15 protein-coding genes, 1 other RNA gene and 1 other annotated feature are annotated in these 18,120 nt (G+C 39.4%); of the genes, 2 read left to right on the forward strand and 14 right to left on the reverse strand.

Annotation, left to right across the window (positions count from 1 at the left end; all coding sequences use genetic code 11):
- Nucleotides 1–67: 67 nt before the first annotated feature.
- Nucleotides 68–1,210 (reverse strand): cysteine desulfurase family protein, encoded by a 1,143-nt coding sequence (locus LJY09_RS22845; RefSeq protein WP_155010557.1) that lies wholly within the window; start codon nucleotides 1,208–1,210, stop codon nucleotides 68–70.
- A 23-nt stretch (nucleotides 1,211–1,233) separates the two neighbouring features.
- Complete coding sequence (gene cymR / locus LJY09_RS22850; RefSeq protein ID WP_013059297.1) at nucleotides 1,234–1,650, reverse strand: cysteine metabolism transcriptional regulator CymR; 417 nt, start codon at nucleotides 1,648–1,650, stop codon at nucleotides 1,234–1,236.
- 226 nt (nucleotides 1,651–1,876) lie between these two features.
- Here cymR and LJY09_RS22855 point away from each other — a divergent pair, with 226 nt between their 5' ends.
- Nucleotides 1,877–3,154, forward strand: a complete 1,278-nt coding sequence (locus LJY09_RS22855; protein ID WP_028411685.1) for a replication-associated recombination protein A — start codon at nucleotides 1,877–1,879, stop codon at nucleotides 3,152–3,154.
- Nucleotides 3,155–3,200: 46 nt separating this feature from the next.
- Here the strand turns inward: LJY09_RS22855 and pstA are convergent, their stop codons facing one another.
- From pstA to LJY09_RS22895, 8 genes are all read right to left on the reverse strand, one after another.
- Nucleotides 3,201–4,130: a phosphate ABC transporter permease PstA gene (gene pstA, locus LJY09_RS22860; RefSeq protein ID WP_025750576.1), complete on the reverse strand. Its 930-nt coding sequence runs from the start codon at nucleotides 4,128–4,130 to the stop codon at nucleotides 3,201–3,203.
- Nucleotides 4,127–5,014, reverse strand: coding sequence for a phosphate ABC transporter permease subunit PstC (gene pstC, locus LJY09_RS22865; RefSeq protein WP_013059300.1), 888 nt, complete (start codon nucleotides 5,012–5,014; stop codon nucleotides 4,127–4,129). Before pstC ends, pstA begins: the two co-directional genes overlap by 4 nt.
- 124 nt (nucleotides 5,015–5,138) lie before the next feature.
- Nucleotides 5,139–6,023 carry a phosphate ABC transporter substrate-binding protein PstS family protein gene (locus LJY09_RS22870; protein ID WP_033579664.1) on the reverse strand — a complete coding sequence of 295 codons (885 nt, stop codon included), beginning with the start codon at nucleotides 6,021–6,023 and terminating at the stop codon, nucleotides 5,139–5,141.
- Nucleotides 6,024–6,444: 421 nt separating this feature from the next.
- Nucleotides 6,445–7,209, reverse strand: coding sequence for a tRNA threonylcarbamoyladenosine dehydratase (locus LJY09_RS22875; RefSeq protein WP_028411687.1), 765 nt, complete (start codon nucleotides 7,207–7,209; stop codon nucleotides 6,445–6,447).
- A gap of 162 nt (nucleotides 7,210–7,371) precedes the next feature.
- Nucleotides 7,372–7,553, reverse strand: a non-coding RNA gene (ssrS, locus tag LJY09_RS22880) — 6S RNA.
- Nucleotides 7,554–7,672: 119 nt separating this feature from the next.
- Complete coding sequence (gene aspS / locus LJY09_RS22885; RefSeq protein ID WP_013059303.1) at nucleotides 7,673–9,451, reverse strand: aspartate--tRNA ligase; 1,779 nt, start codon at nucleotides 9,449–9,451, stop codon at nucleotides 7,673–7,675.
- A 12-nt stretch (nucleotides 9,452–9,463) separates the two neighbouring features.
- The gene (hisS, locus tag LJY09_RS22890; protein WP_028410586.1) at nucleotides 9,464–10,732 is read right to left on the reverse strand and encodes a histidine--tRNA ligase; all 1,269 of its coding nucleotides are present in this window, start codon (nucleotides 10,730–10,732) and stop codon (nucleotides 9,464–9,466) included.
- 68 nt (nucleotides 10,733–10,800) lie between these two features.
- Nucleotides 10,801–11,033 (reverse strand) — a binding site (T-box leader).
- An 87-nt stretch (nucleotides 11,034–11,120) separates the two neighbouring features.
- Complete coding sequence (locus LJY09_RS22895) at nucleotides 11,121–11,297, reverse strand: hypothetical protein (RefSeq protein WP_013059305.1); 177 nt, start codon at nucleotides 11,295–11,297, stop codon at nucleotides 11,121–11,123.
- 166 nt (nucleotides 11,298–11,463) lie between these two features.
- On the opposite strand from LJY09_RS22895, the gene LJY09_RS22900 reads away from it, so the two are divergent.
- Nucleotides 11,464–12,348, forward strand: coding sequence for an N-acetylmuramoyl-L-alanine amidase family protein (locus LJY09_RS22900; protein ID WP_223546263.1), 885 nt, complete (start codon nucleotides 11,464–11,466; stop codon nucleotides 12,346–12,348).
- Here the strand turns inward: LJY09_RS22900 and dtd are convergent.
- The 4 genes from dtd to recJ all read right to left on the reverse strand — a co-directional run bounded on the left by dtd (nucleotide 12,339) and on the right by recJ (nucleotide 18,070).
- Nucleotides 12,339–12,800 (reverse strand): D-aminoacyl-tRNA deacylase, encoded by a 462-nt coding sequence (gene dtd / locus LJY09_RS22905; protein WP_028411689.1) that lies wholly within the window; start codon nucleotides 12,798–12,800, stop codon nucleotides 12,339–12,341. The genes LJY09_RS22900 and dtd overlap by 10 nt on opposite strands.
- Before the next feature lie 15 nt (nucleotides 12,801–12,815).
- Complete coding sequence (locus LJY09_RS22910) at nucleotides 12,816–15,014, reverse strand: RelA/SpoT family protein (RefSeq protein WP_013059308.1); 2,199 nt, start codon at nucleotides 15,012–15,014, stop codon at nucleotides 12,816–12,818.
- A 185-nt stretch (nucleotides 15,015–15,199) separates the two neighbouring features.
- The gene (locus LJY09_RS22915) at nucleotides 15,200–15,712 is read right to left on the reverse strand and encodes an adenine phosphoribosyltransferase (RefSeq protein ID WP_013059309.1); all 513 of its coding nucleotides are present in this window, start codon (nucleotides 15,710–15,712) and stop codon (nucleotides 15,200–15,202) included.
- A 15-nt stretch (nucleotides 15,713–15,727) separates the two neighbouring features.
- Nucleotides 15,728–18,070, reverse strand: a complete 2,343-nt coding sequence (gene recJ / locus LJY09_RS22920) for a single-stranded-DNA-specific exonuclease RecJ (RefSeq protein ID WP_028411690.1) — start codon at nucleotides 18,068–18,070, stop codon at nucleotides 15,728–15,730.
- Nucleotides 18,071–18,120: the final 50 nt, after the last annotated feature.

Genomic DNA, 18,120 nt, shown 5'->3' on the forward strand with positions numbered 1-18,120 from the left:
CGCTAAAAAGCGAAAGAAACGACACAAACCATCAGTGAGGGATGAAGACCCTACTGATGGCTGCTATTTACATCGTTAGTCGCTTAACGATGTTTGCTGTTTGACGTGCGGTTTTTTCAATTTGCTCAGCAGAGTTTCCTAGGCCAAAGCTAAATCGAATAGAAGTTGTTAAACGTTCAGACCCTTTTCCAAACATAGCAACAAGCACATGAGAAGGATCGATTGCTCCCGCTGTGCAAGCTGAACCGCTCGATGCCGCAATTCCTGCTAAGTCTAAATTTACGAGCATCGATTCAACATTTGTTTTTGGAAATGATAAATTTAACACATGTGGCAGAGCATTTTCAAGATGTCCGTTAATTTCAAATGAAATACCTTCTTCTTTCAACACAGCTACCATTATTTCTTTGTATCTTCTATATTCATCTGCACGTGTTTGCAGCGTTTGTCGCGAAATTTTCACAGCTTCTTCAAACCCGACGATACTTGTCATGTTCTCAGTTCCAGCTCGTCGTTTGCGCTCTTGTTCTCCTCCAAATAGCAAAGGAGACAGTGAAACGTGAGCAGCTGCATATAAAAAGCCCATCCCTTTTGGTCCGTTAATTTTATGAGCCGAAACGGATAAAAGATCGACACCTAATTGTTGCACATTTAACGGAATTAATCCATAAGCTTGCACTGCATCCGTGTGGAAATATGCTCCATGCTCTTTTAATAGAACTCCAATTTCTCCAATTGGCTGAATAGCACCTACTTCATTATTTCCAAACATCACCGACACAAGAATTGTTTGATCCGTTAGGGCTGATTTTATTTCATCCACAGATACTTGTCCGTACTCATTAACTGGTAGGTAAGTCACTTCAAAGCCCTGTGTTTCTAAATATTCACACGTATGAAGCACAGCGTGGTGTTCAATTTGCGTGGTAATAATATGATTTCCTTTATGGCGGTTTGCAAGAGCGACTCCGATCAGTGCCATATTATCTGCTTCTGTCCCACCACTTGTAAAAATCAGTTCATTTTCGTGTGCTCCAATACTTGCTGCAATCGTTTGGCGAGCTTCGTCTAAATAGCGTCGACTTTCCCGCCCGTAGTGATGAATACTAGACGGATTTCCAAAGTACTCATGCATAAAAGTCGTCATTTTCTCAACGACTGCTGGGTGTATTGGAGACGTTGCTGCATGATCAACATAAATACGTTCCAAAATAAACGCCTCCTATCTCATTATTAAATATAAAACATATAAGACGCTTGATCATCATCAGAATGATTTGCTAAATCTTCAAGCGTTGTACTATCTAGCACTTCTTTAACTGCATCTCGAATACGAATCCACAGCTCGCGTTTTGCAGGCTCTTCATCTTCAATTCCTTCTACAGGACTAATAGGACCTTCTAAAACGGAAATAATATCGCCAGAAGTAATGTTAGCAGGTTCATGTGCCAAGATGTAACCTCCATAAGCTCCGCGCACGCTTTTTACAAGCCCAGCGTTACGCAGCGGTGAAATAAGCTGCTCTAAATAATGTTCAGATAAATCATGCGTTTGAGCAATAGTTTTAAGCGAGATAGGACCTTCTCCAAAGCGCTTCGCAAGCTCAATCATAATCGTTAAACCGTAGCGTCCTTTTGTTGAAATTTTCATACGATACACTCCTTCAATACACTTTTTTTATTTATGAAAAAAATAAGACCCTCACGTTGTCACTGAATGCTGTGATGAGTCGTTTTTTACTAAGCTATATGAACTTCTCTATACGCGTTTCTTGCAAATGTAACTGTTGATATTATAACATACTATGCCTATAAGATAAATTTCCACCACCTATTCACCTCTTGTGATACAGTGAAAGAAAAGAAAGGAGAAAAACATGTCTACAAAACCTCTCGCATTTCGAATGCGTCCGACTCATTTAGATGACGTTATCGGGCAGCAGCATTTAGTTGGCAAAGATAAAATGATTTATCGAATGGTAAAAGCAAATCACTTAAGCTCGATGATTTTATATGGGCCTCCAGGCGTCGGGAAAACAACAATTGCCACAGCTATTGCAAAAACAACCAACACGGCGTTTCGTCAGTTAAATGCCGTTGTAAACAATAAAAAAGATATGGAAATTGTCGCCGAAGAGGCCAAAATGTCAGGCAAAGTAATTCTTCTGCTAGATGAAGTTCATCGCCTTGACAAAGCCAAGCAAGACTTTTTGCTTCCTTATTTAGAAAACGGCATGATCATTCTAATCGGAGCGACAACAAGCAATCCTTATCACGCGATTAATCCTGCTATTCGAAGCAGATGCCAAATCTTCGAATTAAAATCTCTTACGCCAGACGATATCAAAATGGCGCTAACAAGAGCACTCAACGACTCATCCAATGGATTTGGGGATAGAAAAATTGCCGTAGAAGATGACGCCATGAACCACTTTGCCAACAGCTGTAACGGTGACGTGCGCTCGGCTTTGAATGCTCTGGAACTAGCTGTTTTATCAACAAGTGAAAGCGATGGTAAAATCGTTATTACCTTACAAACGGCAGAAGAATGTCTGCAGCAAAAGTATTTTTCACATGATAAAAATGGTGACGCTCACTATGATGTATTATCGGCTTTTCAAAAATCGATTCGCGGCAGCGACGTAAATGCCGCTCTTCATTATTTGGGACGGCTAATTGAAGCAGGAGACTTGATCAGCATCAATCGTCGCCTTTTAGTCATTGCCTATGAAGACATTGGACTAGCTGATCCGGATGCCGGCATGAGGACACTAGCAGCTATTCAAGCAACTGAGCGATTAGGACTTCCAGAAGCACGCATCCCGCTTGCAAACGCCGTTATTGAGCTTTGCCTATCACCGAAGTCCAACGCTGCTTACAAAGCATTAGATGAAGCGATAAGTGATATTAAAAAAGGGTTGTCCGGCGACGTTCCCATTCATTTGAAGGATGCTCATTACAAAGGAGCAGAGAACCTTGGACGAGGCGTTGAATATCAATACCCGCATGATTTTGATAACGGATGGGTCCTTCAACAGTATTTACCGGATCGCATCAAAAACAAACAATATTTTCATCCTAAACAAAATGGACAAGAAAAATACTTTTCAAAAGTTTTCAATCGTTTAGAGACATTAAAAAAAGAAAATGGCTGAAACTGTTGCTCAGTTTCAAAGCCATTTTCTTTTTTGTCTTTATCTATTAAGCTGCACTTTTAACGTCTTTTCGTTTTTTCGTTTTTGTTGAACCTTTAAAGTAGCTGTCTAAAAGTTTTGCTACTAAACGAGCGATGATATTAAACAACAGAACCATAATGATTAGAATAGCAGCTGACTTTGTTGCAATCAATCTCGCATCAGGTACAATTCCTTCAGAGTTTAATTTCCAAATGTGGACGGCAAGCGTCTCCGCTGGCCGAAAAATATTAAACGGGTTTACAGGACTCGTTAAGTCGGCATTTGAATTTAACATCGGCGTCGTTAAGCCAGCTGTATAAATCAGCGCAGCTGCCTCTCCAAAGATTCGTCCCGCTGTTAAAATAACGCCCGTGATAATTTGTTGAATCGCTGATGGAATCACTACTTTGACAATTGTTTGCCATTTAGTCGCACCCAAGCCTAAACTCGCTTCTTTTACACTCGCAGGAACAGATGCAATCGCACTTTCACATACGCGCGTTAAACCCGGTAAATTTAAAATTGTAATCACAAGTGCTCCGCCGATAAGCGTATAGCCCCAGCCTGAAAATGTGACGAAAATTAATAATCCAAATAAACCAACTACAATGGACGGTAATGACGCCATTGTCTCAATACATAAGCGGACGAAATTTAGGAAACGACCTTGCTTCGCGTACTCCGCTAAGTAAATTCCGGCTCCTAAACCAAGAGGAATAGAAATGATCAGCGTTAAAACAAGCATGTAAAACGAGTTAAACAGCTGCGGTCCGATACCGCCACCTGCCATCGTATTGCTTGGCTTTCCAAATAAAAAGTTCGGATCCCAAAATCCCCAGCCCTTGGCGATAATTTCAACAACTAAATACACTAATAGCGCCACAACTAGAGCGGCAATGCCATAAAAAATACCTGTCCATATATTATTTACTGTGCGTGCATTTTTGTTTCTCATTGATGAGCACCTCGTTTCCCAATTGCTCGGATAATTAAAATGAACACGAAAGAAATAAGCAGTAAAATCATGGCTAACGTCCACAATGCGTTATTCCATGCCGTTCCGTTTAACGTATTAGACATATCCATTGTTAAAATACCTGTTAATGTTGCCGTTGGGCTGTATAAGCTTTCAGGAAGCTTAACCGTATTTCCGATAACCATTTGCACAGCTAGCGCTTCTCCGAATGCACGGGCAAGCCCTAACACGATACCTGTTAAAATACCTGTTTTAGCAGATGGAATAATAACTCGGCTAATTGCCTGCCATCTTGTTGAACCTAGTCCATAAGAAGCTTCTAAATATTCAGGTGCTACGCTTCGAATTGCATCGTCAGCAATACTTGCAATTGTCGGAAGAATCATGACGCTTAAGACAATAATTCCGGCAATCAAACTAAAGCCCACTCCGCCGAAGTTATCGCGAAGAAGCGGCACTAAAATGGTAACCCCTAAAAGGCCGTATACCACTGAAGGAACTCCGACTAAAAGCTCTAAAACCGGTCGTAAAACCGTTGACCCAAATTTAGGCGAAATATAGTTGTTAAAAATGGCAATAGCAATTCCAATTGGAGCACTTATAATAACGGCTCCGATTGATACAAGCATGGAACCCAGAATAAACACAAGTGCCCCGTATTCTTTATTGTTTGGGCTCCATTTTGTTGAAGTCAACATTTCACCGATTGATATATTGCTTTGTAAAAATGACTGTATGCCTTTTTCACAAATAAATACGATAATAGCTAACGTAACAAGTACAATTAAAATACCGCAAAATGTAGAAAGCGTACGGCCAATGTATTCGCTTTTTACATAATTAATGGATTTTTTCCCCTTCATCGCTCTGTCTCCTTACATATTCAGTATATATTCGCTTTTCTTTTTATTTGCTATATACTTTATTAACATTCAAATAGAATAAGACTGACTGTGTTAGTCAGCCCTATTCTTTTTAAAAACACTTTTATTTTTTGAATTCAGTCATTGGGATATAGCCCATATCTTCTACTTGCTTAGCAAAGTCTTTACCAGATACATAATCAATGTACTCTTTTGCACCATCTTTTGGCTCACCGTTTGTAATCATGTACTCATAAGACCAGAACGGATATTTTTTAGAAACAATATTTTCTGTTGTTGGCTCCACACCATCAATATTAAGCATTTTTAAACTTTCTTTTTTATCGCCAATTAAATACGACATAGCAAGGTAACTTACTGCTCCTGGAGTTGAGTTTACTGATTGCTCAACCGCTCCGTTTGAATCTTGAGCTGTACCAACGCTGTCATTTACTTTTGCGTCACCCATTAATGTTTTCTCAAATGTAGCACGTGTACCAGATGATGCTGGACGGTTGATTACGTTAATTTTTTCGTCGTTTCCGCCAACTTCTTTCCAGTTTTTAATTTCACCAGAGAAAATCTTTTGAATTTGCTCTTTTGTTAACGATTCTACTTTTACATCTTTATTTACAACAAGTGCGAACCCAATGCCCGCTACTTTCGTATCGACAAGTTTATCTGCTTTTGATTTATCTTCGATTTTATCGGCTGCTGGAACGTCAGAGTTTCCAATGTCAACTGCTCCTGATGCTACTTGGTTAACACCAGTTCCACTACCTCCACCTTGTACCGTTACTGAAAGGTTTGGATATTTTTCCGTAATTCCATTCGCTGCTTCTTCTGCAAGTGGTTGTAAAGCTGTAGATCCCGCCGCTGTTAACGTACCTGACACTTCTTCTTTGCTGCCCGAACCACTGTCGTTGCTTGCTCCGTCTTTACCACATGCTGCTAGTGCTCCTACCATTAAAAAAGCTGCTAATGTTACTTTAAAACCCTTTGTTTTCATTACATTACCCTCCAATAAATATATGTGTAATTAGTACTAGTCCTTTGTACTCGAACAACAGGTACAAGACACATTATACGAGTAGATTGTTGTCTTTATATGAAGTGAATTTTAAGTTACTGTAAACTTACTTATTTGGGGTTTATTTTTTCTTATTTCTATCAAAACCCTTGATATATAAGACTTTCTGAATATTACTGTAGAAGATACAACAGAAAGAAAGCCAAAACGTAAATTTTATGTAAATAAAGCGTTAAATAAATTTACATAAATCTCTTTTTTTACTACAGTGTAAATTCACCATCAAGCCATATTTTTCAATTTATTAGTACTTTTTATACATATCAAACAGAAGATTCCATCCAAAGCATAAATAGAACAGATATTTCCATAAAAAAAGAAGGCTGCGATAGCCTTCTTTTTATTGATCACCTACGCGGCGAATCTTAATATTACTTAATAATTCATTGATAACATGACCGCCCATAATTAATCCCGCTACAGATGGAACAAAAGCATTAGAAGATGGGGGCATTTTCGCTTTTCGAATTTGCGCTTGATCGTTTCCTACTTCTTTGCGAACTTCTTCGCGAATAACGATTGGACGTTCATCAGAAAAAACGACGTTAATTCCTTTGCGAATTCCTTCTTTACGCAGACGAGTACGAACCACTTTTGCAATCGGATCTGTATGCGTCTTTGAAATGTCTGCAATTTTAAAACGTGTTGGATCCATTTTATTCGCAGCACCCATACTTGAAATAATCGGAATATCACGTTTTAAACATTCTTTCATTAAATGAATTTTATACGAAATCGTATCGGATGCATCCACTACAAAGTCCGGTTTGTAACTAAAGAACTCTTCATACGTTTCTTCCGTATAAAACATTTGAAGAGAAACGACGTCACAGTCTGGGTTAATATCCAAAATACGCTGTTTCATTAATTCTGTCTTGGGCTGACCTACCGTCGAAAGCAGCGCATGAATTTGACGATTTACGTTTGTAATATCAACATCGTCTTTATCTACAAGAATTAAACGACCTACTCCTGACCGAGCCAAAGCCTCAGCAGAAAACGACCCTACTCCTCCTATCCCTAAAATAGCAACCGTGCTGCCTTTTAAAGTAGCTAACCCTTCTTTTCCTATCGCCAGTTCATTACGCGAAAACTGATGCAACATATTAAAACACTCCTCTATTAAATACACCAACGTGTATGATTAATTCAAATAAACAACGAAATTGACTATACCATATTTTTAGCAAAACGAACATGAGCATTCGTTATTTCTCCATAAAAAAACTCTATGCAAATCATTACATAGAGGATTTCTTATATGTATGCTAGTCCCGATCGTGCCGTCTCGAGTGCCTTCGTTTTGAACCCGCTCTCGGCAGGTGGGTGCTCTGCTTTAACCATTGTAAGTCCTCGAGATGAGGCATGTACGCTCGTTAAAAACTCCGAGCTCCCAAGCAAAAAATTGTTCGGTCAAAACTGGATTAAGGACGAACACATCAGGACTATTTAGTTCTTGAAAGTATCTTATCACAGAAAAAATCACTTTGCAATTAATAAGTAAAACAAAAAAAATCGAGCCTGTCGTGCTCCAGTGACAGGCTCGATTTAACAGATGGTTTAATCGATTACGCTTCTGTTTTTTGCTTTTTTACCTGCAAATGCAGCTCGTCTAATTGCGCTTCACTTACTTCACCAGGTGCGTTTGTTAATAGACAGCTTGCACTTGCTGTTTTAGGGAAGGCAATTGTATCGCGCAAGTTTGTGCGTCCTGCTAAAAGCATAACCAAACGGTCAAGACCTAACGCAATTCCGCCGTGAGGAGGAGTACCGTATTCAAATGCTTCAAGTAAGAAACCGAACTGCTCATATGCTTCTTCTAATGTAAATCCAAGCGTTTTAAACATTTTTTCTTGAATATCACGCTCATAAATACGTAAAGATCCTCCGCCAAGTTCGTAACCATTCAACACTAAGTCATATGCTTGTGCACGGACTTGTCCAGGATCGCTTTCTAACATTGGTAAATCTTCACGAACTGGCATTGTGAATGGATGATGAGCCGCGTAGTAACGGTTGTCTTCTTCGTCATGCTCAAGAAGAGGCCAATCTGTTACCCATAGGAAGTTAAATTTCGTTTCATCAATAATCCCTTGTTCTTTTGCAAGCTTTAGACGAAGAGCGCCAAGTGCATCTGCTACAACTGACTTTTTATCAGCTACAAATAAAAGTAAATCTCCTTCTTCCGTTTGAAGAGCTTCAGCAAATTGCTTTTGCTCATCTTCGTTGAAGAATTTTGCAATCGGTCCTTTTAAGCCGTCTGCTTCAACTTTCAGCCATGCTAACCCTTTAGCACCGTAAATTTTCACGAACTCTGTTAAAGCATCGATATCTTTACGTGAATAGCTAGAAGCGGCACCTTTTACGTTAATCGCTTTTACTTCTCCGCCGTTTTCAACTGCTGCGCTAAATACTTTAAACCCGCAGTCTTTCACAAGCTCTGATAAGTTGACTAGCTCCATTTCAAAACGTGTATCCGGCTTATCTGAGCCATAGCGGCTCATCGCTTCATCATATGACATGCGCGGGAAAGGCGTCGTTACATCTAAATCTTTTACGCGCTTCATTACTTTAGACATCATTTCTTCCGTCATTGTCATGATGTCCTCTTGAGATAAAAATGATGTTTCAATATCGATTTGAGTAAATTCAGGCTGACGATCTGCACGCAAGTCCTCATCGCGGAAGCAGCGAGCAATTTGATAATAACGCTCAACTCCGCTTACCATTAACAGCTGCTTAAAGATTTGCGGTGATTGAGGAAGAGCATAAAACTCACCTTCGTGTACGCGGCTCGGCACAAGATAATCGCGTGCACCTTCTGGCGTGCTTTTTGTTAAAATAGGTGTTTCAACATCTAAAAAGTCATTTTGATCTAAGAAGTCGCGAATTGTTTTTGTAATGTCATTGCGCATTTTAAGCGTGTTAAACATTTCAGAACGTCGAAGATCTAAATAACGATATTTTAATCGAACATCTTCTGATACTTCGGTTTGATCCGCAATGGCAAAAGGAGGTGTTTTGGCTTTATTCAACACCGTAATTTGCTCAGCGTGAACTTCAATTTTACCTGTTTTTAAGTTCGGGTTAACGGTTCCCTCTTCACGAGCTACAACAGTTCCCTGCACTTCCAGTACGAATTCATTACGTACATCTTCAGCAATTTTTAGCGCTTCAGCAGATTTTTCAGGATTAAATACAACTTGCACAACTCCGCCGCGGTCGCGTAAATCAATAAAAATTAATCCGCCTAAATCACGGCGCTTTTGAACCCATCCTTTTAATAGAACTGTTTCGCCAGTTGCTTGTTCTGTTACATCTCCACAGTAGTATGAACGTTTTGTCATCATGGTTCCCCCTTATACTTGTTCCTGCAAATAGCTAACCAATTGATCAATTGATACTTCTTGCTGTTCGCCAGATTCCATATTCTTTACGTTTACAACTTGTTTTGCTAGCTCATCTTCACCTAGAACAACAACAAATTTTGCTTGTACACGATCGGCTGCTTTGAACTGAGCTTTCATTTTTTTATCTTGATAATCTTTATCTGCTACAAAACCTGCACGTCGAAGCGTATTTACAATTGAAACAGATTTTTCTTTCGCCTCATCGCCCATTGTCACTACATAGCAATCTACGCCAGTTTCTACCGGAAGCTCAATTCCTTCTGCTTCCAATGCAGATAATAAGCGTTCAATGCTTAAAGCGAATCCGATACCTGGTGTTTCAGGTCCGCCGATTTCTTGAATCAGCCCATTATAACGGCCTCCGCCGCAAAGAGTTGTAATGGCGCCAAATCCTTCTGCTTCACTCATTAGTTCAAATGCTGTGTGATTATAATAATCTAACCCGCGTACTAGCGTCGGATCTACAACATAGTCAATGTCTAAATCGGTTAAGTACTGCTGTACTTTTTCAAAATATTCTTTTGAATAGTCGTTTAAATAATCAAGAATAGACGGCGCTGTAGCCATCAGTTCGTGGTCACGATCTTTTTTACAATCTAAAATACGAAGAGGATTTTTCTCCAATCGGCTTTGACAGTCGCTGCAAAACTCTCCGATGCGAGGTGCAAAGTGATCGATAAGTGCTTGACGGTGAGCTTGACGACTTTCTGTATCTCCTAAACTGTTAACAACCAGCTTTAATTTTTTTAATCCAAGCGATTGGTAAAAGCTCATTAACAGGGCAAGAACTTCAGCGTCGATAGCTGGATCATTTACCCCTAATGCTTCTACGCCAAACTGAACGAATTGACGGAAACGTCCCGCTTGAGGTCGTTCATAACGAAACATAGGACCGATATAAAACAGCTTTGTTGGCTGCGTTGGATTTCCAAACATTTTATTTGAAACAAATGATCGTCCAACTGCAGCTGTTCCTTCTGGACGAAGTGTTAAGCTGCGGTCGCCTCGATCCTTAAATGTGTACATTTCTTTTTGCACGATATCCGTTGTTTCTCCCACTCCGCGCAAAAATAATTCAGTGTGTTCAAACATTGGTGTACGAATTTCTTGGTAGTTGAACGCACGGCAGATTTCTCTTGCTCGCTGTTCAACAAACTGCCAATATTCTACTTTGCCCGGTAAAATATCTTGTGTGCCTCTAGGTATTTGAACTGACATAACGTGATATGCCTCCTATATTTAAAATTTACAATACAAAAAAACTCTCGCCTCTACTATTTTTCCATAGTAGGGACGAGAGTTAATCTCACGTGGTACCACCCTAATTGAAACATATGACATGTTTCCACTCATTTCGTTAACGCACGAACACGTTCATCTCCTACTAAGTTTCCCTTTTCAGAGTGAAGCCTCCTGAGTGTTCTTTCATAAAGTCATCATGTAGAAATGCTTTCAGCCTAAGACATTTCCTCTCTAGCCATGTGTCATCTTTACTACTTTTCTCGATCTTTGGCTTATCAATATAAAAATGTTATACATTCATTTTAATTTAGCAATTGCTTTCTATATTACGAATGAAATGAGCAGTTGTCAAGCACCTTTCATGTTAAGAGCGGTCTAATTGTTTTCTTAGTTTCTGAATATCTCGAAGCGTTAAACCAAATTCAGAAGCCAATTCAAGGGATGAAGCTTCACTTTCTCTATCAATAAAATCATGAAAATGAATGCCAAATACCGGATTTACCTGCTGAAATGATTGTTCACCTTTTTCACTAAACTTCATCGTTTCTTCCTCCCTGCCTACACTTACTTATCCTTTTATTAGCATTGCCCAAAAAAGATGTTTTTACATAAGAGAAAGGATTTTTTTTCTTTTCATCGAATACTCTATTTTGTTATAAAAAGGAGGTCTATCTATTCGCCATCTTAACATGAAGTCTGTATCTGTTTTGGCTGCAAGTATCCTTTTGTTACTGTGCTCTTCCTCATTTGAGCGCCCAAATGTACCGGTGCATCAACCCATTGTTGTAACAGCTGACTCTCTTCATGTACGCAGCGGTCCAGGACGTTCATTTTCAATTACAAATAAATTGACGAAGAATACAAGACTATCCGTTTCAGACCGTCAAGGAGATTGGTATTATGTAGAAAGCTCGGGTATTCAAGGCTGGGTGTTTAAAAAATTCACGAAAACCGTAGCGCTCCGTAGCGTTCAGCCTAGCATGCAGGTAGCGCAGCGCCAGCCTGTTTATACGCTGAGTAAAAGCTTGCAGCACCTAAAGGGCAAAACCATTATTATTGATGCAGGCCATGGAGGAAAAGACAAAGGAGCCATCGGCACACAGGGCACATATGAAAAAGATCTCACTCTCCGAACAGCGCTGATTTTACAAAACAAACTTCAAAAAGAAGGCGCACACGTCATTTTAACCCGCACCCGTGATGAGTACGTTCTACTTTCACAGCGCACGCTGCAATCGACTAAAGCAGATGCTTTTATAAGCGTTCACTACAACAGTACGAACAGCTCACAGCTAACTGGCCTTATGACGTATTATTATCATCAGCATCAGGACAGTCCACTCACACATTCTATTCATCAGTCACTCATTGAACATGCAAAATTGAAAGACAAAGGAGAACGATTTGGAAACTATTATGTTCTTCGCGAAAATACACGTCCGAGTACATTAATTGAACTGGGCTTTTTAAGCAACGAACGGGAAGAAACGTATATTAATTCCATCAGTTATCAGCAAATGATTACATCCGCTATCGCTGAAGGATTAAATCACTACTTTCAAAACAAAGAAAAAACGCAGACTCATCTGTGAGCCTGCGTTTTTTCTTTGCTTTCTACAATAAGTGTGACCGGTCCGTCATTCGTAAATGATACGTCCATCATTTCGCCAAATGCGCCGGTTTCTACTCGAATATTTTTTCCTGATAATACTTTATTAAAATAGTTGTAAATCGTTACAGCATGATCTGGCCTAGCAGCTTCCATAAAGTTTGGTCTTCTGCCTTTTCGGCAATCTCCGTAAAGCGTAAATTGAGATACCGATAAAATTTCTCCTTCTACATCTAGAAGCGACAAATTCATTTTGCCAGACTCATCTTCAAACACTCGCAAATTTACAATTTTGTCTGCTACATACTCTGCATCGGCTTCAGTATCCTCGTGGGTAATACCGACTAAAAGCATATATCCGTGCTCAATCTCGCCGACCGTCTCCCCTGCAACAGTTACTTTTGCATTCTTTGCTCTTTGTACGACTACTCTCATGTATAACGACCTTTCTTAATGCATAATTCGGCGAACTGAATAAATGTCTCGAAGCTGCTTAATGCGCTCGACCACTTTATGAAGATGACTGATGTTATGAATAGAAATTGACATATGAATCGTAGCCATTTTGTTTCGGTCCGATTTTCCTGAAACGGCTGAAATATTCGTTTTAGTCTCGTTTACAACCTGCAGAACTTCATTTAGTAAGCCTCGACGGTCGTAGCCCGAAATTTCAATTTCCACATTAAACTCTTTGCCTTCTTTAATATGTGTTTCCCACTCTACAGGAATAAGACGGCTTTCAGCATCATCTGTGTGAACGTTTAAACAATCTGCTCTATGAACAGATACTCCCCGCCCCTTTGTAATAAAACCAACAATCTCATCTCCGGGAACTGGATTACAGCATTTAGACAAGCGAATCAGCATGTTCTCTACACCCGGTACGATAACACCGGAATCTTTTCGTTTATGCTGGCGAACACGTTTAGCCGCAGTGTCGCGTGCAATGTCATCAATTTGGATCTCTTGTTCTTGATCGCGCTGCTTTCTCCACTTCTCGGTTAAACGATTAGCTACTTGAGCCGCAGTTAATCCGTTATATCCAATAGCTGCATACATATCATCTTCATTTGAGAAATTAAACTTCTCCGCTACTCGTTTGATATTATCAGCTGTTAATACTTCTTTTAAGTCAAACTCCATTTGACGAATTTCTTTTTCAACCAGCTCTTTGCCTTTTTCAATATTTTCATCGCGGCTTTGCTTTTTAAAGAATTGGCGAATTTTATTTTTGGCTTGAGACGTTTGAGCAAGCTTTAACCAGTCCTTGCTTGGACCATATGAATGCTTAGACGTCAAAATTTCGATAATGTCCCCCGTTTTCAAACGGTAATCAAGCGTAACCATCTTGCCGTTGACTTTTGCTCCAATGGTTTTATTTCCGATTTCAGAATGAATACGATAGGAAAAATCAATTGGAACAGAACCCGAAGGAAGCTCAATGACGTCGCCTTTTGGCGTAAAAATATAAACCATGTCAGAAAACAAATCAACTTTTAGAGATTCCATAAACTCTTCTGCATCGTTTGCATCATTTTGAAATTCTAAAATTTCTCTAAACCACGTTAACTTTTCTTCAAATGAAGCATGCTCAGCTGTTTTTCCCTCTTTGTAAGCCCAGTGAGCAGCAATTCCATACTCAGCAATTTGGTGCATGTCAAATGTTCGAATTTGAACTTCTAACGGATCACCTTTTGGTCCGATAACCGTCGTATGAAGAGACTGGTACATATTTTGTTTTGGCATCGCAATATAATCTTTGAAACGTCCTGGCATTGGTTTCCAGCACGTGTGAATAATCCCTAACACCGCATAGCAGTCTTTAATGCTATTTACAATAATGCGCACAGCTAGTAAATCGTAAATTTCATTAAACTGCTTGTTTTGCAGTGCCATTTTACGATAAATGGAATAAATATGTTTTGGACGTCCTGAAATTTCAACTTTAATCGACACTTCATCTACTTGCTCACGAACTTCATCAATAACTTCAGCCAAATATTGCTCGCGTTCCGCACGCTTTTTCTTCATCAAATTGACAATGCGATAATATTGCTGAGGATTTAAGTAACGTAAAGCTGTATCTTCAAGCTCCCACTTAATTTTTGAAATACCAAGACGATGAGCAAGAGGAGCAAAAATTTCAAGCGTTTCATTTGAAATGCGTCGCTGCTTTTCCTGCGGTAAATGCTTCAGCGTACGCATGTTATGAAGACGATCCGCAAGTTTGATCAGTATGACTCGAATATCTTGAGCCATTGCCACAAACATCTTGCGGTGATTTTCAGCCTGCTGCTCTTCTTTAGACTTATATTTAATTTTTCCAAGTTTCGTTACGCCGTCTACTAGCATTGCTACTTCTTCGTTAAAAGCTTTTTCTAAATCCTTTAGTGTTATCTCTGTATCTTCGACCACATCATGTAGAAATCCAGCTGCAATTGTTGCTGGATCCATATCTAGATCAACTAAAATTCCTGCGACTTGAATCGGGTGGATAATATATGGTTCACCCGACTTGCGATATTGTTCTTTGTGAGCTTCTTTTGCAAAATCATATGCTTTTTGTACAAAAGCCACGTCTTCTTCATTTAAATATCGCTTCGTATTGTCAATGACCTGTTCCGCTGTTAGGACTTGCTCATTTGCCATGAAATCACCTTTTATCAACTAGCATTTTTAATTCATATTGTAACTATTATCTTGAAAAAATCCAAGGATGTAAAGCCTTTGCGTCTAATTTATGAAATTTACATCATTTCCATTTTACGTATTCACGTTTTTTAACGAAAAAAGAGCACCTGTATCAGGTACTCTTTTTTATGTGATCGTTCTTCTTAATACGTCATTAATGTGAATACATCGTAACCGTCTAGTTTGTCACGGCCGTCAAGGTAAGAAAGTTCAATTAAGAACGCAGCTCCAACAACAATTCCGCCTAATTCTTCAACAAGCTTAATTGTCGCTTCAATTGTACCGCCTGTTGCTAATAAATCATCTGTAATCAACACGCGCTGACCTGGCTTAATTGCATCTTTGTGAATCGTTAATACGTCTTTACCGTATTCTAAACCGTAATCTACTTTAATTACTTCACGCGGTAATTTTCCTTCTTTACGAACAGGTGCAAAGCCGATACCTAACGCATATGCTACTGGACAACCAACGATAAATCCGCGAGCTTCCGGTCCTACGATAATATCAACTTGTTTATCATTGGCATATTTTACAATCTCATCCGTTGCGGCACGGTATGCGTCACCGTTATCCATTAATGTTGAGATATCTTTAAATGTAATACCTGGTTTTGGCCAGTCAGGTACAATTGTAATATAATCTTTAAAATTCATTCTAATGTTGCCTCCTCATTCAATCGAACGCTTAAAAATATCTTGAAATTGATTTTTAAGCTGTACATATGACGTATAAATAAAGTTTTTTTCTATTTCAATCTGCTGCTGCTTTTGGCGATAAGTCGCAGATTCTATTAAATCACGTTTCGTAGAATTTTTCACTAACGAAATTAAGCCATTGTTTATTGTAACAAATTCTAACTCAAAAAACACTTTTGCCATAAAATCAATCGTTTCTTTCGACCAGCCCTTATGAATTGCTAAATCTTCTTTGTAGCGTTTTAAATCAAAAGGACCCTTTTTCGCTAAAAAGCCGTAGAACCATTTAAAGTGATCGCGAGTTGGGATTGTATCAAAATAATGGTCTTCTTCCGTTAAGAAAATAGCGTATATCCTAGAAGGAATACCTTGGACAAACAAAGCTTCAAGCCACTTCTGTGACGGAGGCAAATCTAATAAAACGATCTGTTCTCCTGCAAACATGCATGCTTTTGCCTGTTCTTCATTTTGAATAAGAACAACATGTTCCATCGGCAGCATCGACTTGTATTTATCAATTGTTGAATCGTGAAAAGCAACAACTTTCATTTGATCTGTGAATACCTGTTCAAAGAAACGTTTGACATCAACCGCGCTGCGATAATCAAACATCTGCCACTCATCTACAGAGATATCTTCTACCATCAGCTGCGGTTTGCGCATATTGTTCCACTCATTAATGGATAGTTCACCTACTAATGATACCTTAGCTATAGGAGATACTTCATCTAATATATAGCCTAACCCAAATCCTACTGCATCAACCGATACACCGCTGTCTTCAAATACGAGTTTTAAATGATTTTTATTCGCACCAATTTTCCGCATAGATGTTGTATGAACATCTTTAATGAGAACTTTTGGCTTCGGATTATGCATACCAAATGGAGCAAGCGCACTCATTTGTTCAATGTTTTCCAGGGTAATTTCCTCTGTTTTGCATACTGTATCAACTGATGTAATTGGAATAAAGTCCTGTTGAGTTAACACGTTGCTTGCTTGTTCATTAAGGCGTCTGCGCAGTTCTTCTACATCCTCGCTGTTTAACGTCATGCCGGCTGCCATTGGATGCCCTCCAAAATGCGGCAAAATGTCACGGCATTTAGATAAGTTCGCGAATAAGTCAAAGCCTTGGATACTTCTTGCTGAACCTTTAGCAATACGGTTTTCAGAGTCAACACTTAATACAATTGTTGGTCTGTAGAACTTTTCTACGAGCCTAGAAGCAACAATTCCAACAACGCCTGCATTCCATCCTTCTCCCTCTACAATAAGAACGCTATTTTCATCCGGAGGATACATACTTTCAACAAATTCAACGGCTTCTTCCGTAATATCGTTTACGATTTGCTGCCTTTCCTTGTTTAACGCATCAATTTCTTTAGCTAAACCTTTTGCTTCTTCAGCATTTGTTGTCATAAGCAAATGAACAGCTGGATCAGCATCTTGAAGACGTCCTACTGCATTAATGCGAGGAGCCATGGCAAATCCAATTGTATCTTCAGTAATTTCTTCGCGTTTTACTCCACATACGCTCAGCAGCGCTTCAATTCCAGTACGCTTCGTGAGCTTGAGATAGTCAAGACCTTTGCGAGCAATTAAGCGGTTTTCGTCGACTAAAGGAACTAAGTCAGCAATCGTCCCAATCACTGCTAGTTCTAACAAATGTTCCGGAAGCTCCCCTAACAGCGCATGAGCAAGTTTAAAAGCAACTCCTACACCTGCCAGTTCTTTAAATGGATATGTACTGCCCGGCAGCTTTGGATGAATAATTGCATAGGCATCGGGTAAAACCGGACCCGGCTCGTGGTGATCAGTAATAATTAAATCAAAATCTAATTCACGTGCATACGCCGTTTCTTCGACTGCCGAAATACCTGTGTCTACCGTAATCACCAGCTGATAGCCGCCTGCGTTTATTTTATCAAATGCTGCCTTATTCGGCCCATAACCTTCTGTAAAGCGATTAGGAATATAAAAATCAGTATCAGCGCCGAGCTGCTGTAAAGCAGATAACATAACTGAAGTACTGCTGACGCCGTCCGCATCGTAATCTCCATAGATCATAATTTTTTCATTATGATCAATTGCTTGCTGAATACGAGCTACTGCTTTGTCCATATCGTGCAATAAAAACGGATCGTGGAACGTTTGTGCATCAACGTGTAAAAACTCACGTGCCGCTTCTACTGTTGTCATGCCTCTATTAAGTAATAACGAAGCTACTAGAGGTGTAATATTGAGGTTTTCTACAAATTCATTAACAAGTTGTTCATCACATTCTTGAACATTCCAACGTTTTTTTGACTGTAACATGTCTCTTCACCCCTTAACCCACATTATTATACTAGAGTGGATGAAATGGA

Origin of the sequence: Priestia sp. J2, from assembly GCF_020790095.1 — a bacterium.
GTDB lineage: Bacteria > Bacillota > Bacilli > Bacillales > Bacillaceae_H > Priestia > Priestia zanthoxyli.

Bases quoted from the DNA above. Each gene is read 5' to 3' on its own strand.
- cymR (WP_013059297.1), bottom strand. From the start codon at position 1,650: ATGAAAATTTCAACAAAAGGACGCTACGGTTTAACGATTATGATTGAG.
- LJY09_RS22855 (WP_028411685.1), top strand. From the start codon at position 1,877: ATGTCTACAAAACCTCTCGCATTTCGAATGCGTCCGACTCATTTAGAT.
- pstA (WP_025750576.1), bottom strand. From the start codon at position 4,130: ATGAGAAACAAAAATGCACGCACAGTAAATAATATATGGACAGGTATT.
- pstC (WP_013059300.1), bottom strand. From the start codon at position 5,014: ATGAAGGGGAAAAAATCCATTAATTATGTAAAAAGCGAATACATTGGC.
- LJY09_RS22870 (WP_033579664.1), bottom strand. From the start codon at position 6,023: ATGAAAACAAAGGGTTTTAAAGTAACATTAGCAGCTTTTTTAATGGTA.
- LJY09_RS22875 (WP_028411687.1), bottom strand. From the start codon at position 7,209: ATGTTGCATCAGTTTTCGCGTAATGAACTGGCGATAGGAAAAGAAGGG.
- aspS (WP_013059303.1), bottom strand. From the start codon at position 9,451: ATGACAAAACGTTCATACTACTGTGGAGATGTAACAGAACAAGCAACT.
- hisS (WP_028410586.1), bottom strand. From the start codon at position 10,732: ATGTCAGTTCAAATACCTAGAGGCACACAAGATATTTTACCGGGCAAA.
- LJY09_RS22895 (WP_013059305.1), bottom strand. From the start codon at position 11,297: ATGAAGTTTAGTGAAAAAGGTGAACAATCATTTCAGCAGGTAAATCCG.
- dtd (WP_028411689.1), bottom strand. From the start codon at position 12,800: ATGAGAGTAGTCGTACAAAGAGCAAAGAATGCAAAAGTAACTGTTGCA.
- LJY09_RS22910 (WP_013059308.1), bottom strand. From the start codon at position 15,014: ATGGCAAATGAGCAAGTCCTAACAGCGGAACAGGTCATTGACAATACG.
- LJY09_RS22915 (WP_013059309.1), bottom strand. From the start codon at position 15,712: ATGAATTTTAAAGATTATATTACAATTGTACCTGACTGGCCAAAACCA.
- recJ (WP_028411690.1), bottom strand. From the start codon at position 18,070: ATGTTACAGTCAAAAAAACGTTGGAATGTTCAAGAATGTGATGAACAA.